Here is a 14,374-nt window from a genome sequence, read left to right as displayed (position 1 = left end):
AAAATCGACCGCGTCAGTCGGCAGCGATGGTCTCGCTGGCGTCGTCGAGCAGTTGCTCGATTGAACGGTCGCTGGGTTCGTTCTCCAGCAACACGTCGATGGGTAGCGTCGGTGCACCGTCGACAAGGTTCTCCAGCAGGACGAGCCGTTCGCGGGCTCGGGACATCCCGACGTAGAACACGCGCCGCTCGTTGTCGGTCAGCGTCGGCACGGGGCTGGTGTGTTTGGTGAACTCCTCAACCCCGGGCACTTCGATGCCCTGCTGGTCGACGGTCGCGGCCATCTGCTCGACGACCTTCTCCGTGAGGTCGGTCGCGACGAACACGTGGTCGGCCTCGCGACCTTTGGCGGAGTGGATGGTCCCGACGCGGACCCGGTCGGCGTCCATCCCGGTGTAGTCGCCGTTGAAATAGGCGTCGACGGTCCGTTCCTGGAAGTTGGTCACTTTCCGGAGCATGTCGCCCGCCGAGGCCGCGTCGGGGAGGAAGGGAACGTGGTCGCGGACCACGTCGGGGTCGATTTCGATATCGGCGATGTCCTTGTCCTCGTGCGATTCGTCGATCTCTTCGAGCGCGTCGAAGAGGTCGTCGCGCTCGCCGGTCCCGAAAGCGGAGTCGACGAGCATGTCGGCGAGGCGGCGCGCTTCAAGCACCGTGAGCGGCTCGTCGGCTTCGACGGCCTCCAGCCCGTTGACGTACTGGGTGAGCCGGTCGGTCCACATCCGCTGGTCGGTGAGACAGGAGAAGGGGATCCCGTTGTCGATGAACTCGTCGATGAACTGGAACATCTGGTAGCGGGCCCGGAACAGCACCATCACCGTCTCGTCGGACTGCTCGATGGTTCGCGTGACGTTCCGGGAGAGGTCGAACATCGAGGGGTTCTGGACCGCCTCGACGCGGCCGCCCTCCTTGCGCGGATTGAGGTCTTTCTCCTGGCGCTTCTCGATGTGGCGTACCTCGCGGTTGACGACGTTGAGGATGCGCGATGGGAGCCGGTAGGAGTTCGGCAGCACCTCGTCCTGGGTAACGACTTCCTCGAGCAGGAGATCGGGGTCCGCGCCCTGCCAGGCGTAGACGACCTGGTCGTCGTCGCCGGCGATGAGCACCCGCTCCATGTGGGGCTTCCACTCGTCGTACACGTCGTACTGCAGCGTCGTGATGTCCTGAAACTCGTCGATGATAAGGTAGTCGACGTTGGGAAGCAGCGAGCGCTGGGCGACCCGTTCGAGCATGTCTGCGAAACCGGTCAGGTCGTTCTCGCCCTTGTAACTACGCCAGCCGCGGATGGCGGCGGGCACGTCAACGCGGTCGTCGTCTGTCGGCCAGGTCGGCGTGTACTTGTTGCCGGTCTGGGCGTTGTCGTCGATCTCCGGCGGCAGTCGGACCTCCTCGTCGTCCCACTTGAACGGCACGTCGTACCAGTCGGCCACGTCACGGCGGGTCCGCTGGAGCCACTGGCTCGTCGCGATGATCTTGTTGCCGAGGGTCGTCGAGCGGGCAGAGCGGCGACGCGAGCCCTCGTACTCGTCCTCGTAGTCGATGCCGAACTCCTCACAGAAGGCTTCCTTGTCGTCTTCACCGACAACGTCACCGCGGGAAAGGTTCAGCAGTTCGTACGCCTTCGCGTGCATCGTACAGACGTTTCCACGGAGTGCACGGGGGGACAGGCCGAGTCGGTCCGCGAGCCGCTCGCGGATCTCGGCGGCCGCCGCACGCGTGTATGAGACAACCAGTACGTCGCGGAAATCGACGTCGTCGTCTTCCAGCAGTTCGTCGACGCGGTCGAGCAGCGCCGTCGTCTTCCCGCTTCCGGGCCCACCGAACAGGCGGACAACCTCGGTGGTCGAATCAGTCATTGAACATGTAGTGGGACCGCGGCCAAATAAACAACGTGCTTTAGCGGGACGACAACTGACAGGCGCATCCAAACGGGTTTCTCATCGGTACAGCGACACGTACAACATTGCGAACCCGATGATGAACGGGATCGTCTCCGACATCTGGAAGAAGACGCGGACGATGGCACCGGTCTCACCGGCGCTCAGCTGTGTGATCACGCTGGAGATGGCGACGCCCATACTGATGAACGCGAAACCGACGAACGCGTACTGGAGGCGTTCTGAGGGGCGTTTCCGGTAGGCCTGGAAGCTGATCAGGGTAATACCGAGTGTCAGCCCGAACACGATCATCCGCATCAGGATGAGCGCGCCACGTGCGATAGCCACGCCAGTCGTCATACGGTCACTCCTCCGCTGGAGGGCGAACTCATTCCGGGTTCAGCTCGTCCCAGAGCTGACTGAACCGGTCCGGGAGGTTCTCTTCCCGATAGATGCGCACTTTGTACTCCTCGTCTTCGAGCGAGATGACCGTCGACTCGAAGTTGGACTCGTACACTTTGTAGTGGTTCCCGTCCTCGGCGACGAGCGTCCGGTCGGTGACGAGATCGTACTCGTCAAGTAGTTCGATACGTCGATACACTGTCGGCAGCGAGAGGTCACACTCCTCGGCGAGTTCCTTCGCCGACTGCGGTTCCCGACTGATCGCGGCGAGCACGCGGCGAGCGTGCTTATCGCCGATAGTATCGAGAATCTCCTCGATGCTCTGTTCCTCAGCCACTACACCAAAATTCGCGTCATATTATATAAGCGTTTTCGAGCACTGTGGTGGTTTCACGTTCAGAAAACACTGCCCCGTTTATATGACGATAGCCACTGTACCAGTCAGTGCGGATCCCGTTCAGGTGAGACGATGTCCGGAGACAACCTCCGTCGCGTGACGACGGGCAAGAGGCAGGGCCAGACAGCCGATGAGCGAGTGACCCCGCTCGGCGGTACAGAGCGCCCGGAATCGCATGACCCACCCAGTCGTGACGCCATCACGGAGTCGCTGTTGGATCCGGTCATTGACGACGTCGTCGACGGCGATATCGCGGTCGATGACGGCCTGGTCACACAGAGTCTGGAAGAGATCCTCCTGGCGATGATCGCAGTCGCCGATGGTGGCACCCACGGCACCGGACTTATGGAGGCACTCGAAGACCAGTTCGGTGCCGAACTGAGTCCGGGGACTGTGTACCCCCGGCTGCACGATTTAGAGGCAGACGGCACGCTCCAGATGCACGAACTCATCCAGACGAAGCAGTACGGAATCGCGGACGACGCGGCTGCAAAGGAGCAGATCGCGACGTCCGCGTACCAACATCTCGCGCTCGGGCTGTTTCTCCATGGATCGCTCGATGCGCTGTAACCATCACTAATCGGTCGGTCAACCGGCACACGACCCCCCAGCCGTTGGCTGGCTGACCGAACATTCCCACTTCCGTTCGTGATAACGTAATGCAGTCCCTACTGTCTACGCCGTTGTGGCTCGACATTGCGCGTAGCGGAGCGCATCGCCGGCAGAGTGTTCGCTGTCCGTTCTGCAGGTCGGTACCGCCACTACCGGATGGAGCACAGAAGAGCGAAAAAGCGGAGTATCCTTACCGTACCGGTGTCCAGCCACACACCGAGCACTGTGCCGCTGTCGACTCGTGAAGACCGCCACAGTCAGGGCACTGCTTCTTGTTATAGCTCTCTTCCCAACCACTCTGGTCCACGTCGTGGCCACGCTGGGAGAGGAACTCGTCGAACATATCGTCACTACTCGGTGCGGACGCCATACATGCTATGGTATATCACACCAGTATATAGGTTTAATGGTATTGTGAAACATTGCCATGAGTAACGATACATCACGCGCGACGAGACAGCCACTCACAGCGGGCCGCGCCATTCAGGAGCCGGATTCCAAGCAGTCGCTACCGAAGAAACGGTCGTACAGCACACTCGTGGCCGGGGTCCTCCCGTTAGCCGTCTGTCGAAGCCGGGTGAGTGTACTCGACAGTGATGCGGGTGCTCGCGATGAGCGCGTTCGCGATGGCCTCTGTCGCCGTCTCCTGTTCCGTCCCGCCCTCGACGGACAGCGCCTCGCCGAGCGCGAACACCTGAAACCGGTGTTCGTAGGGTTGGCCGGCCGGCGGACACGGCGGTTCGTATCCCGGCTCTCCGGGGGGCTGTTTCCCCTGTCGAGCGCCCCCGAGCGTATCGAGGGACGGCTCGCGGGGGAGCCCGGCGGGGATCCGCTCTGTCCCCGGTGGAACGTTCCACAGCGTCCAGAACACCGGCTGGCTGAACACGCCGCCGTCGTACTCGGCGGTGACGGCAAGCGCCGCCGTCGGTTCCGGCACGCGCTCGATCACAAAGGGCGGCGAAACACCGTCGCCGTCGCAGGTGAACCGGGCCGGGAGCTCGTCCCCGGAACTGAACGCGGGGCTCGACACGTCGAAGGCCGATGTTGTGTCGTCCGATTGCCCAGTACAGCCCGCGTTCCCGACCAGTGCTGACACACCGAGCGTCTGGACGAAGTGGCGACGGCGCATGCCACAGTGGGAGGGACAGGTAGTAATTTGCCTTGTGATACCGCGCCACGCACTGCTACGAATCCGGGGACGGGACACCACTGGTCCCTATCAGGGCGAACATGTTCCCTCGCGTCGCCAGCGACTGGGAACGTCTTACCCCCTTCTTATTTTGGGATGACTGAATTCCAACCACATGGAGCTCAAACGAAAAACGATCGCGAAGGTGATCGCCGCCGCGTTCGTCTTCAACCTCGTCGTCATGGGGGCCGGCGCGTGGGTGGCGTACCAGGAAGCGCCACCCATCCCGGAGCAGGTCGTCGGACCCGACGGCGAGACGCTCGTCACGGGTGAGGATATCCGCGACGGAAAGAAGGCGTTCCAGAAGAACGGACTGATGAACCACGGTTCGATTCTCGGTAACGGCGCGTATTACGGCGCGGACTACACCGCCGACTCGCTGGAGTTGAAAACCCAGCACATGCGGACCTACTACGCCGAAGAGCGCTACGGCACCGAGTACGAGTCGCTGTCGACGGCCGAACAGGCCGCCGTCGACGATGACGTCAAACAAGATCTCAGTGGGGAGTACCAGGGCGGGAACATCGAGTACTCCGCCGCGGAGCTGTACGCCCACCAGCAGGTCCGTCAGGAGTACGTCGAGCGATACCACGAGGGGAGCCACGAGCGCGGCGTCCCCGAGGGGATGATCGATTCCGAGGCCGACGCCCGGCAGTTCGCCGACTTCGCCATGTGGACGGCGTGGTTCTCCCACACCGACCGCCCGGACGGCGACCACTCCTACACGAACGACTGGCCATACGAGCCCGCCGCCGGGAACGACGCGACCGGCGCGGCGATGACCTGGAGCGTCATCGCGATGGTCCTCCTCGTCGCCGCCGCCGGTGGCGGCATCTGGCTGTACCAGTCCGTCAGGCTCCCGGAGCCGTCCGCCGACTCCCTCTCGGTTCCCGAGCCGGGCGACGTGAGCATCTTCCCCAGCCAGCGGGCCGCCCTGCGGTTCATCCCGGTCGCCGCCGGGTTGTTCCTCGCGCAGGTGTTGCTCGGCGGGTTGCTCGCGCACTTCTACATCGAACGGGCCGGGTTCTTCGGCATCGAGGAGATCTTCGGTGTCCACATCCTCCAGCTACTGCCCTTTGCGATGGCGAAGACCTGGCACATCGACCTTGGTATTCTCTGGATCGCCGCGACGTGGCTCGGTGCGGGACTGTTCCTCCCGCCGCTTTTGACCGGCCACGAGCCAAAACGCCAGTCGACGTACATCGACGTGCTGCTCGGGGCCATCGTCGTCGTCACCGTCGGCGGCCTCGGCGGCATCTGGCTCGGCTCCCACGGCTACTTCGGTGACCTCTGGTGGCTGTTCGGCAACGAAGGGCTAGAGTACCTCGAAGTCGGGAAGGTCTGGCAGGTCGGACTACTCGTCGGCTTCGGCCTGTGGGCCGTCCTCTCCATCCGGGGCCTGAAGCCGCTGCTGGACCGCGAGCCGGTGTTCGGTCTCGCACACATGATCCTGTACGCCGGCGGCTCCATCGCCCTGCTGTTCACCGCAGGGTTCTTCTTCACCCCGGAGACCAACATCGCCGTCACGGAGTTCTGGCGCTGGTGGGTCGTCCACATGTGGGTCGAAGGGGCCTTCGAGTTCTTCATCGTCGCCATCATCGGGCTGACGCTGGTGTCGATGAACCTGCTCAGCCGCCGCAGCGCCGAGAAGGCGGTCATGCTCCAGGCGCTGCTGGTGATGAGTACGGGCGTCATCGGCGTCTCCCACCACTACTGGTGGGTCGGCATGCCCGACATGTGGGTCCCCATCGGGAGCGTGTTCTCGACGCTCGAGCTGCTCCCGCTGGTGTTCATCCTCTACGAGGCGCTGGGCCAGTACCGGGCGATGTCCGAGACCGGCGGGTTCCCCTACAAGCTCCCGTTCATGTTCATCATCGCCAGCGGAGTCTGGAACTTCGTCGGAGCCGGCGTGCTCGGCTTCTTCATCAACCTCCCGCTCATCAACTACTACGAGCACGGCACCTACCTCACGGTCGGCCACGCCCACGCCGCGATGTTCGGGGCCTTCGGCTTCCTCGCGCTGGGGATGGTCACCTACATGCTCCAGCTCGCCATCGAGCCCGGTCGCTGGGACGGCTCCTGGCTCCGGGCGGCGTTCTGGTGCTGGAACGTCGGCCTGGCGCTGATGGTGTTCGTCTCCGTGCTACCCGTTGGCTTCCTCCAGCTGGAGGCGGCCTTTACCGGCAGCTACGCCGCGGCCCGGAGCGTGGCGTTCTACAACCAGCCGCTCGTCCAGACGCTGTTCTGGGCGCGCCTGCCCGGTGACACGCTCATCATCCTCGGGACGGCCATCTACGCGGCCGACCTGGTCCGCAAGCGGTTCGTCCTCCGGGCGTCCGAGGACGACCCCACGGTCGAAGACATGGCCGTCGCGGAGGGCGTGATGAGCGACGACTAACGACGGCGTTCCGGGCAGAGCGCGTTCGGACCCCGATCAAACGCTCCCGAGTTCGTTCGTCCAGAGGTGTTCGATGTCGGCCTCCAGATCGGCCGTATCGAGCGCCTCGACGCCGGACAGGTACTCGCGGGCGTCAGTGAGATGCTGCTGGACAGCGGCCACGTCCTCGACCGACTTCGCGGCACAGAGCGAGATCCGCGCCCGGTTGATCTCCAGTCGCTCTCCAAGGGCCTGCGTCACCGGGATATCGTGGTCGTCACTAAGCTGTGCCATGCGGTCCAGCACGCTCGTCGGAACTTCCAGTTGAGCTGCAAGGTCTCGCGACGGCAAGTCGACCGTAACGTCGGTCGTCTCACACTCACCCTCCCCCCACGGCGCGATAACGTACTCCTGTCCCTCTGTGGACATGTACCACTGGACATTCCGGGCACCCATATTTACTCACAGGCTAACAGGAAGAATGAAGCGTATACCGGTCGGTTCGCCGGCGTTAGTCGTCGGCTTCGGCCGACTCCGCCCGGGGGATCGTCACGTCCGTGAGCCCCGCTTCGATTTCTTCGCGCCGGTCCTCGAACTTCCCGGGCAGCACCAGTCGGCCGCCGAGGTCGTCGAGCGGCTCGTCGCTGTCGTAGCCGGGGTCGCTCGTGGCGAGTTCGAACAGGATACCGCCGAACTCCCGGAAGTAGACCGACCGGAACCAGTGGCGGTCGATCTGTGAGGTGGGTCGCAGTCCCGCACCGCGGACGGCCTCGCGCATCGCCTGCTGGTCCTCGTCGGTCGGCGTCTGGAAGGCGACGTGGTGGACCGTGCCGTGGCCCTGTCGGCCGCCCTCAATAGTCGGCAACACGTCGACGTACTTCCCGACGGACCCGGGCGCGGCGAAGCGGGTCCGCTCGTCGCCGGGCGTGTCGCCCTGTGCCTGCTCGGTGCCGACTTCTTCCAGTCCCATCTTCTGGAGCAGGTCTTCGGTCGGTTCGGGGTCGGCGAGCCACAGCGTCACGGAGTGGAAGCCACGGATTGCGGCGTCTTCGGGGACGAACTCCGTCCACGGCTCGGTCGGGTCGTCGTCAGGAATCTCGACCTCGACCAGTTCGACCGGTAGCCCGTCCGGGTCGCGAAACGGGAGGACGGTCTCGCCGAACCGCTCGACGCGGTCGTCGTAGTCGACGCCGTACTCGTCGAAGCGGTCCTCCCAGTAGTCGAGGCTGCCCTCAGGAACGCGGAACGCAGTGCGTGAGACCTGTCCGGAGCCGACCTTCCCCTGTGCGTGGTCTTCCCACGGGAAGAACGTCATGCTCGTGCCCGGGTTCCCCGCGGCGTCGGCGAAGAAGAAGTGGTACGTGCTCGGGTCGTCCTGGTTGATCGAGCGCTTGACGAGCCTGAGACCGAGCGTCTCGACCCAGAAGTCCATGTTCTGCTGTGGGTCGCTCGCGATGCACGTGACGTGATGAATTCCCGGTGTGGTGACTTCAGTCATGACTACGGATACGCACCGGAGCTACTTGAGTTACTGCTGACGCGAGTGTTACCGGGTCACGGTCGGTAGAAGCCGATAACACTGGGGCGTCTCGTGATGGACAGCAGCTATATATGACACTGGTGGGACATTCGCGTATGGCAGACGCGGACCGGACAGCGATTCTCGGCGGGACGTTCACACCGATACACAACGGTCACCGGGCGCTACTGCACAAAGCGTTTCAGACCGCGAGCCACGACGGCCCCGGCGATGGCCACGTCATCGTCGGACTCACCAGTTCCGAACTGGCCACGGAGACGCGTAGCGACCCGGCACACGTCGAGCAGTTGGGTGCGTACGACGACCGCCGGAACGCGCTCGATGCCGAGTTAGACCAGTTAGGTGAGTCGTACACCGCCTCCTACGAGATTCTCCGGTTAGACGACACGCAGGGGCCGGCCGCGACACGAGCGGACGTGGACGCGCTCGTCGCCTCGCCGGAAGCAAAGGCGCAGCGCCGAGCCTACGAACTCAATCAACAGCGGCGGGAGGCGGGGCTCCACCCGCTGGAAATCCACACGCCGCCGTTCGTCGTCGCCGAGGACGGCACGCGAATCAGCAGCACCCGGATTCGGAACGGCGAGATCGACGTGCACGGTCGGCTGCTCGACGGATCGGAGTGACGTAGCGGTCGGTCGTCTCCCTCGCGATCAAAACGTCACTCCCCATTATCCAAGCTGGCTGCGTCCAGCCGTCCGGCGGCACCGTCGACGGTCAGTGGCACGTCCGCCGTTCGGCCGTCGAACAGTCTGACGACCTGGGGCGGGCGCAGGTCACAGTCCGCCAGCAGGTCAGTGTCGGTCAAGATGTTTCGGGCGGTGTCCTTCGCGGCAATCGTGCCGGTGTCGTCGAGCAGCACCACCCGGTCCGCGACGTGGGGGACGAGTTCGGTGTCCGGCGTCGAGACGACGAGCGTGACGCCGTCGGCCGCGAGTTCGTCGAGCAGGTCGAGGATCGTCTCCCGGTTCGCGGCGTCGACGTTGCTCACCGGTTCATCGAGCAGGAGCACGTCCGGTTCGACGGTGAGTGCGCTGGCGAGGGCCGCCCGTCGCTGTTCGCCGCCGCTGAGACGGAACGGCGGTTTCGACAGGAGGCCGTCGAGATCGAGGCGGTCGGCGACGCGCGCAACGCGGCGGTCGACTTCCTCGCGCGAGCAGTCCAGTTGCGCCGGCCCGTATGCGAGGTCCTCGCGGACAGTCGGATTGAACAGGTAGTCGGCGGGGTTCTGCGTCAGGACGCTCAGTCGACTGCGGACAGTGTCGGCGTCGGTCGTCTCCCCGAAGTACCGAACCTGTCCGCTGTCAGGGTCGACCAGGCCGCCCAGCAGTTCCAGCAGCGTCGACTTGCCGGCTCCATTGGGACCGAGCAACGCGACGCGCTCGCCGCGTTCGATGGATACGTCGACCCCGTCGACGGCCAGCGTGTCGTCAGGATAGGCATACCGGAGAGCGGTGGCCTCGATAGCAGTCACGCGACCACCACCACGACGGCGAGCGCGACGACTAGTCCGAAGGCGAGGTCGGCCCGCCCGAGCGGTTCCCGGGGCTGTGTCGGCGTCGAGCCAGTGCCGCCACGGGCGCGGGCGGCGCGCTGGACCCGCTCGCCGCGTTCCAGGCTCCGGACGAGAAACGAGCCCACGAAGTGCCCCGAGTCGCGCCAGTTCCGGCGGAGGCTCGGCTCGGCGATAGTCCGACTCCGGCGAGCGCGGACCATCCGTTCGAGTTCGGCGAAAAAGAGGAGGAGATAGCGGTACGTGATCCCGAGCAGCGAGACGGCAATCGTCGGAGCTCGGAGCCGACGGAACGCCGCCAGCAGGTCTGCGAAACGAGTCGTCAACAGCAACACGGACAGGAAGCCGACACACGCCGTGACGCGGACAGCGAACGTGAGCACGTAGTCGACGCCAGCGGCCGAGAGTGGGAGCGAACCCAGCGAGGGGCCGCCCATCAGGACGGCCTGTGGCGCGACGACGACGAGCGCGAACGCCGGCGGGCCGGTCAGCCGACCCAGGAACGTACGGATGGGGACCCGCGACAGCGCCGCGAGCACCATAGCGAACAGCGCGAGCGCGACGACCGTCGACAGCGTCCGCTGTGTCACGGTGAGCGTGACGAGCGCAGCGATGCCGACGAGCTTGACAGTCGGCGTGACAGCCTGGAGAAACCCGTCTCGATCCGGCAGCTCCTCTGCGAGCAGGAACCACTGGGCGCTGGCCGCGATGGCTGCGACAGTCCGGTCGAGCAGGTCGCTGCCGGTCATGCGCTACTGCTGCCCGTCGGTATCCGCCCCGAGTGCGCGACCGATAGCGGCACCGACGAGAAGCGTCAGCGCGGTGCCGACGACGGCCGACACGAACGTCCCGGTCGCCCCGCCGAGGCCGGGGACGCCGTAGTCCGGGAACAGCGCCGTCCCGACCGCGGTGGCGTGTTCCGTCGCGCCCGTCGCCTCGGCGGCGTTCTCAAGCGGTTCCGCGTAGCCGACCTGGCCGGCCGCCCACCCGAACGCCGGCGCGAGCAGCGTTAGAATCACCAGCGCGGCGAGCGCACGGGGCAGCCAGTCGGGACGGTCCCAGGCCATCAGGCGCTCACCTCCGGCGCGGCGTTCGGTCGGAGGTCGGGTCGAGCGCGGGCCAGGTACCGATACACCGAGGCGGTGATGGCCCCCTCGATCAGCCCCAGCGCGAGGTGTCCGACACCCATGATCGACAGCGTCGTCAGCAACTGGTACTGGAACGCCGAGGAGAGGCCGAGCTGGAGCGCGGCGGTCAGCGCGCCAGCCGTGATTCCCAGCCACCCAGCGGCGAAGGCGGCCCGGAACTCGCCGTAGGGAACGAGCAGCCGATAGATCCCGTAACCGACGTACACCTCGACGACGGCCATGTTGAACACGTTCGCGCCAAGCACCACGAGCCCGCCGTCACCGAAGACGAGCGCCTGAATCGTGACGACAGTGGCGACACAGAGCGCGCCCAGGTGCGGGCCGAGGAGAATCGCCGCGAACGCGCCCCCGACGAAGTGGGCGCTGGTCCCGCCCGGGATCGGCCAGTCGAGCATCTGTGCGGCGAAGATACTCGCCGCGACAACGCCGAGCAGCGGTGCGCGCGCATCGGAGATGTCGCCGTTGACACGCTTCGCAGCGACGCTCAGAACGACGACCGCAAGCGCACCGAACAGCAACGCAAGCGGTAGATCGATATACCCGTCGGGAATGTGCATGCTACCCGGGTCTGGCCCGCGCGCGGTAATAATACTTTTTCATCAAGCAGTATTACCGCCGGCGAGTGAGTATTACCGAAGCCCAGGTATCCATATGCCAGCCCGCACCTATCGACACACATGAGTGAGGATCTCGACCGGATCAGCCTGACACTCCCGTCGTCAATGGTCGACCGGCTCGACGGCATCGTCGACGAGTGGGAGTACGCGAGCCGGTCGGAGGCGATACGGGACTCGCTACGTGACTTCTTTGCGACCTACGAGTGGGAGTCCGGAGACGAGCAACACCACCACGGGACCATCGTCATCGTCCACGACCACCACGTCTCAGGCATCGCTGACGACCTGCAGACGGTCCAACACGAGATGGCCGATATCATCACCTCCGTCCAGCATATCCATCTCTCTCACGACACCTGCATGGAGACGCTGGTCGTCGAGGGCGCGGGCGGCAAAATCACAGAGTTAGCTAATCGTCTCCGGGCGATTGGCGGCGTCCAGCAGGTCAAGGTCGTCGTTGTGGACGAGTGAGCGGCGGTGTGGGAGAGCGCCCTCGAATGTACACAACCCCTCGGCGTGGTAGAGTGCGTGACGGGTTCGACTGCGCGCTGACGATGGGGCGAAGGCCACTCTCAACTGCAGCCGGTGGTTCGTGAAAATGCCTCTCCTGCGTATGTGGTTCTGGAAGGCAGCCGACACGGAACCCGATACCACCCAGTTCGGTGTTCCGATGGGCAAAAGTACGACCCAGACGACACCAGTGGCGCTCACTGGCGGAGCCACCACCACCCGCTCACAACTACGACCGCCGCGAGTATGGCCGCGCCGACGACGAGAGCGGTGTCGCCGCCCGGCCCCGGCGGTTCCGCGATGGTTACTGACACGAGTGACGGTTCGGTCCGAACCGCGTCACCGTTGGTCGTCTCGGCGGTCGCGTTGAGTGTGACGGCGTGCGTGCTCTCGACCGCGTCCTCCGAGACAGTGAGTTCGAAGCCGAGCAGCGTGGTCTCTCCAGGATCGAGGGCGCTGACGAACGCGGTCGGGGACTCGCTGGTGAGCGGCGGGGCCGTCGCGAGCCTGACCCGCACGTCTTCGAGGCGCGTGTCGCCGACGTTCGTGGCTCGCACGCGAAGCCTGTTGCTCGTATCGATGCCGTAGCTGGCGTTCACCGTCTCGAACGCGAGGCGGTCGGGCTGTGGCGCGACGTCGCCTCGGAGTTGGAGCGGCGTGCTCTGTCTGTCGTCACCGCTCTCCCCCTCGTAGCGGACAGTCACGTCGAACGGGCGAGGGCCGGCCTCAGCCGTCGGGGTGACTGCCGCGTCGAACGAGAAATCAGCCGTGGCGTCCGTTTCGATATCGCCGAGGGCGTACGTCGTCTCCGCGAACCGGACGTTCGTCGATGGAGAGGAGATGACGACCACGGCATTGCGTGCCGGCGTGGGGCCGCGGTTAACGACCGTCCCGCGCACCTGCCCCTCCTCACCGACAGTCAGCGAGACGTCGGGGTCGCGGACGGCGAAGTCAGGGTCGGGCGCGACGGCCACACCGATGCTCGCGGGCCTGGCCGACGCGTCGGCACCCCGGTCGGTCCGGTAGTCGACGGCCGCGTCGAGTGTGTAGGTCCCGCCCTCCGTGCTGGGCGGCGCGGTCACGTCGAAGGTGAACGTCCGCTCGGCCTCAGACGGCCAGTCCCCGACGAACCGAGTGCTCGCATCCCCTCCGTCAACGGCGAGTGCCCCGCCGGCCGATCGGAGGGCGAGCGTGGCCTCGTTCGTCCGCGACCCGTCGTTCCGGAGGGTGACGGCGAGCGTTCCCGACCCGCCGGCCGCGACGTCGCTTTCGACGTCGGTGACGGCGAACCGTCGGTCGGTCTGTGGCTCAACGCCGACGACGCTGGACTCGTCGGTCTGCCGGACACCGCGGTCGTCGTCGAACGCCGTGGTCACCCGAAACGGGTACGTCGCGTTCGTCGCCGTCTCGGTCGCCGCAACTACGTATGTGAGCGTCCGTCGTTGCCCGGGGTCCCACGCGCCGGCGTACTGGCTTGACGTTCCTGACGACCCGACGCGGACGTCGGGGTCCAGCGAGCCCAGCGAGACGGCCGTCTCGTTCGCCGCCTCGCTGCCGACGTTTTCGAGGGTCACGGAGACCGTACCGACGCTTGCCGGCCCCACGTCCGCCTCGGTGTCGACGACGGCGAACCGGGCCTGCTCAACGACCCGGACTGTCACGGACAGCGTCCGCTCGACTGTCTGCGATCGGGAGAATCCCCCGCCTTCGTCGATCTCAGACGTGTGCGTGTACGCCACGCGCAGGGGGAGACGATAGGTCCCGGGCGAGGCGTCCTCGTCGACCGAGATGGTGAACGGGACGGCCCGCTCACCGCCGTCAGCAATACTCCCGACGCTCTGCCGGCCAGTGGTGATGGAGAGGGGCGCGTCGCCCGCCCGAAGCCGGGTACTGACGCCGGTCGCCGTGAGGACGCGCCGGTTCAGCTCCGGGTTCGTCGTCGACATGGTCTCCAGTTCGCCCGCGTTCGTGAGCGTCACCGCAAGGGTCGCCTCCTCGCCGGCGACGACGCGATTCTCGGCGAGTGAAGCGGAGAGCTCCGGTTCCCCCCTGACGAATCCCACGACTACGCCGGAGACAAGCAGCGAACAGATGACCACGACGGTGAGCAGCTTCGCGCCGGTGGCGAGTCGGCTCATGCGCCCTCCGTCGATCGGTCCGTCTCAGTGGCGATTCCGCCGTCGCGAAGTGTGGTAG

16 protein-coding genes are annotated in these 14,374 nt (G+C 65.4%); 4 read left to right on the top strand and 12 right to left on the bottom strand.

Annotated features, from left to right (window positions below):
* Window positions 1-13: 13 nt before the first annotated feature.
* The 3 genes from ACY9XZ_RS08225 to ACY9XZ_RS08215 form a co-directional block, all read right to left on the bottom strand.
* Window positions 14-1,855, bottom strand: a complete 1,842-nt coding sequence (locus tag ACY9XZ_RS08225; RefSeq protein WP_463456547.1) for a UvrD-helicase domain-containing protein — start codon at window positions 1,853-1,855, stop codon at window positions 14-16.
* 81 nt (window positions 1,856-1,936) lie between these two features.
* Window positions 1,937-2,236, bottom strand: a complete 300-nt coding sequence (locus ACY9XZ_RS08220; RefSeq protein ID WP_463456546.1) for a DUF7521 family protein — start codon at window positions 2,234-2,236, stop codon at window positions 1,937-1,939.
* A gap of 28 nt (window positions 2,237-2,264) precedes the next feature.
* A complete protein-coding gene (locus tag ACY9XZ_RS08215; protein WP_463456545.1) occupies window positions 2,265-2,615 on the bottom strand; it encodes an ArsR/SmtB family transcription factor in 351 nt (116 codons plus the stop codon).
* A 132-nt stretch (window positions 2,616-2,747) separates the two neighbouring features.
* On the opposite strand from ACY9XZ_RS08215, the gene ACY9XZ_RS08210 reads away from it, so the two are divergent.
* Window positions 2,748-3,245 carry a PadR family transcriptional regulator gene (locus ACY9XZ_RS08210; RefSeq protein ID WP_463456544.1) on the top strand — a complete coding sequence of 166 codons (498 nt, stop codon included), beginning with the start codon at window positions 2,748-2,750 and terminating at the stop codon, window positions 3,243-3,245.
* 232 nt (window positions 3,246-3,477) lie between these two features.
* On the opposite strand, the gene ACY9XZ_RS08205 is transcribed toward ACY9XZ_RS08210, so the two are convergent.
* Window positions 3,478-3,657 carry an HVO_0416 family zinc finger protein gene (locus ACY9XZ_RS08205; RefSeq protein ID WP_004515335.1) on the bottom strand — a complete coding sequence of 60 codons (180 nt, stop codon included), beginning with the start codon at window positions 3,655-3,657 and terminating at the stop codon, window positions 3,478-3,480.
* Between the two features lie 186 nt (window positions 3,658-3,843).
* On the bottom strand, window positions 3,844-4,416 hold the full coding sequence (locus ACY9XZ_RS08200) for a YbhB/YbcL family Raf kinase inhibitor-like protein (RefSeq protein ID WP_463456543.1): 573 nt from the start codon (window positions 4,414-4,416) through the stop codon (window positions 3,844-3,846).
* 175 nt (window positions 4,417-4,591) lie between these two features.
* On the opposite strand from ACY9XZ_RS08200, the gene ACY9XZ_RS08195 reads away from it, so the two are divergent.
* Entirely contained in the window at window positions 4,592-6,874 is a 2,283-nt protein-coding gene (locus tag ACY9XZ_RS08195) for a nitric-oxide reductase large subunit (protein ID WP_463456542.1), read from the top strand.
* A gap of 36 nt (window positions 6,875-6,910) precedes the next feature.
* Here the strand turns inward: ACY9XZ_RS08195 and ACY9XZ_RS08190 are convergent, their stop codons facing one another.
* Together ACY9XZ_RS08190 and ACY9XZ_RS08185 are read right to left on the bottom strand one after the other, a co-directional pair.
* Window positions 6,911-7,282 carry a hypothetical protein gene (locus ACY9XZ_RS08190; RefSeq protein WP_463456541.1) on the bottom strand — a complete coding sequence of 124 codons (372 nt, stop codon included), beginning with the start codon at window positions 7,280-7,282 and terminating at the stop codon, window positions 6,911-6,913.
* Between the two features lie 82 nt (window positions 7,283-7,364).
* A complete protein-coding gene (locus tag ACY9XZ_RS08185) occupies window positions 7,365-8,351 on the bottom strand; it encodes a ring-cleaving dioxygenase (protein WP_463456540.1) in 987 nt (328 codons plus the stop codon).
* Window positions 8,352-8,488: 137 nt separating this feature from the next.
* Between ACY9XZ_RS08185 and ACY9XZ_RS08180 the strand changes: the two genes are divergently transcribed.
* Window positions 8,489-9,016, top strand: a complete 528-nt coding sequence (locus tag ACY9XZ_RS08180) for a phosphopantetheine adenylyltransferase (protein ID WP_463456539.1) — start codon at window positions 8,489-8,491, stop codon at window positions 9,014-9,016.
* A 35-nt stretch (window positions 9,017-9,051) separates the two neighbouring features.
* Here the strand turns inward: ACY9XZ_RS08180 and ACY9XZ_RS08175 are convergent, their stop codons facing one another.
* From ACY9XZ_RS08175 to ACY9XZ_RS08160, 4 genes are read right to left on the bottom strand one after another with little or no spacing between them, the layout of a single operon-like run.
* A complete protein-coding gene (locus ACY9XZ_RS08175) occupies window positions 9,052-9,864 on the bottom strand; it encodes an energy-coupling factor ABC transporter ATP-binding protein (protein WP_463456538.1) in 813 nt (270 codons plus the stop codon).
* Window positions 9,861-10,652 carry a cobalt ECF transporter T component CbiQ gene (cbiQ, locus tag ACY9XZ_RS08170; RefSeq protein WP_463456537.1) on the bottom strand — a complete coding sequence of 264 codons (792 nt, stop codon included), beginning with the start codon at window positions 10,650-10,652 and terminating at the stop codon, window positions 9,861-9,863. Before cbiQ ends, ACY9XZ_RS08175 begins: the two co-directional genes overlap by 4 nt.
* A gap of 3 nt (window positions 10,653-10,655) precedes the next feature.
* On the bottom strand, window positions 10,656-10,970 hold the full coding sequence (locus tag ACY9XZ_RS08165) for a PDGLE domain-containing protein (protein WP_463456536.1): 315 nt from the start codon (window positions 10,968-10,970) through the stop codon (window positions 10,656-10,658).
* Window positions 10,970-11,608, bottom strand: a complete 639-nt coding sequence (locus ACY9XZ_RS08160) for an energy-coupling factor ABC transporter permease (RefSeq protein ID WP_463456535.1) — start codon at window positions 11,606-11,608, stop codon at window positions 10,970-10,972. The genes ACY9XZ_RS08165 and ACY9XZ_RS08160 overlap by 1 nt, the downstream gene beginning before the upstream one ends.
* A gap of 120 nt (window positions 11,609-11,728) precedes the next feature.
* Between ACY9XZ_RS08160 and nikR the strand changes: the two genes are divergently transcribed.
* Complete coding sequence (gene nikR, locus ACY9XZ_RS08155) at window positions 11,729-12,139, top strand: nickel-responsive transcriptional regulator NikR (RefSeq protein ID WP_463456534.1); 411 nt, start codon at window positions 11,729-11,731, stop codon at window positions 12,137-12,139.
* Window positions 12,140-12,375: 236 nt separating this feature from the next.
* Here nikR and ACY9XZ_RS08150 read toward each other — a convergent pair whose 3' ends face one another.
* A complete protein-coding gene (locus tag ACY9XZ_RS08150; protein WP_463456533.1) occupies window positions 12,376-14,316 on the bottom strand; it encodes a COG1361 S-layer family protein in 1,941 nt (646 codons plus the stop codon).
* Between the last annotated feature and the right edge of the window lie 58 nt (window positions 14,317-14,374).

It is taken from the genome of Haloarcula sp. HT12, assembly GCF_055271655.1.
The sequence above is the reverse complement of the archived record's forward strand: the minus strand, read 5'-3'. Positions and strand labels throughout refer to the sequence as shown.

Bases quoted from the DNA above. Each gene is read 5' to 3' on its own strand.
- ACY9XZ_RS08195 (WP_463456542.1), top strand. From the start codon at position 4,592: ATGGAGCTCAAACGAAAAACGATCGCGAAGGTGATCGCCGCCGCGTTC.
- ACY9XZ_RS08225 (WP_463456547.1), bottom strand. From the start codon at position 1,855: ATGACTGATTCGACCACCGAGGTTGTCCGCCTGTTCGGTGGGCCCGGA.
- ACY9XZ_RS08205 (WP_004515335.1), bottom strand. From the start codon at position 3,657: ATGGCGTCCGCACCGAGTAGTGACGATATGTTCGACGAGTTCCTCTCC.
- ACY9XZ_RS08160 (WP_463456535.1), bottom strand. From the start codon at position 11,608: ATGCACATTCCCGACGGGTATATCGATCTACCGCTTGCGTTGCTGTTC.
- ACY9XZ_RS08200 (WP_463456543.1), bottom strand. From the start codon at position 4,416: ATGCGCCGTCGCCACTTCGTCCAGACGCTCGGTGTGTCAGCACTGGTC.
- cbiQ (WP_463456537.1), bottom strand. From the start codon at position 10,652: ATGACCGGCAGCGACCTGCTCGACCGGACTGTCGCAGCCATCGCGGCC.
- ACY9XZ_RS08165 (WP_463456536.1), bottom strand. From the start codon at position 10,970: ATGGCCTGGGACCGTCCCGACTGGCTGCCCCGTGCGCTCGCCGCGCTG.
- ACY9XZ_RS08150 (WP_463456533.1), bottom strand. From the start codon at position 14,316: ATGAGCCGACTCGCCACCGGCGCGAAGCTGCTCACCGTCGTGGTCATC.
- ACY9XZ_RS08220 (WP_463456546.1), bottom strand. From the start codon at position 2,236: ATGACGACTGGCGTGGCTATCGCACGTGGCGCGCTCATCCTGATGCGG.
- ACY9XZ_RS08180 (WP_463456539.1), top strand. From the start codon at position 8,489: ATGGCAGACGCGGACCGGACAGCGATTCTCGGCGGGACGTTCACACCG.
- ACY9XZ_RS08210 (WP_463456544.1), top strand. From the start codon at position 2,748: ATGTCCGGAGACAACCTCCGTCGCGTGACGACGGGCAAGAGGCAGGGC.
- ACY9XZ_RS08185 (WP_463456540.1), bottom strand. From the start codon at position 8,351: ATGACTGAAGTCACCACACCGGGAATTCATCACGTCACGTGCATCGCG.
- ACY9XZ_RS08190 (WP_463456541.1), bottom strand. From the start codon at position 7,282: ATGTCCACAGAGGGACAGGAGTACGTTATCGCGCCGTGGGGGGAGGGT.
- nikR (WP_463456534.1), top strand. From the start codon at position 11,729: ATGAGTGAGGATCTCGACCGGATCAGCCTGACACTCCCGTCGTCAATG.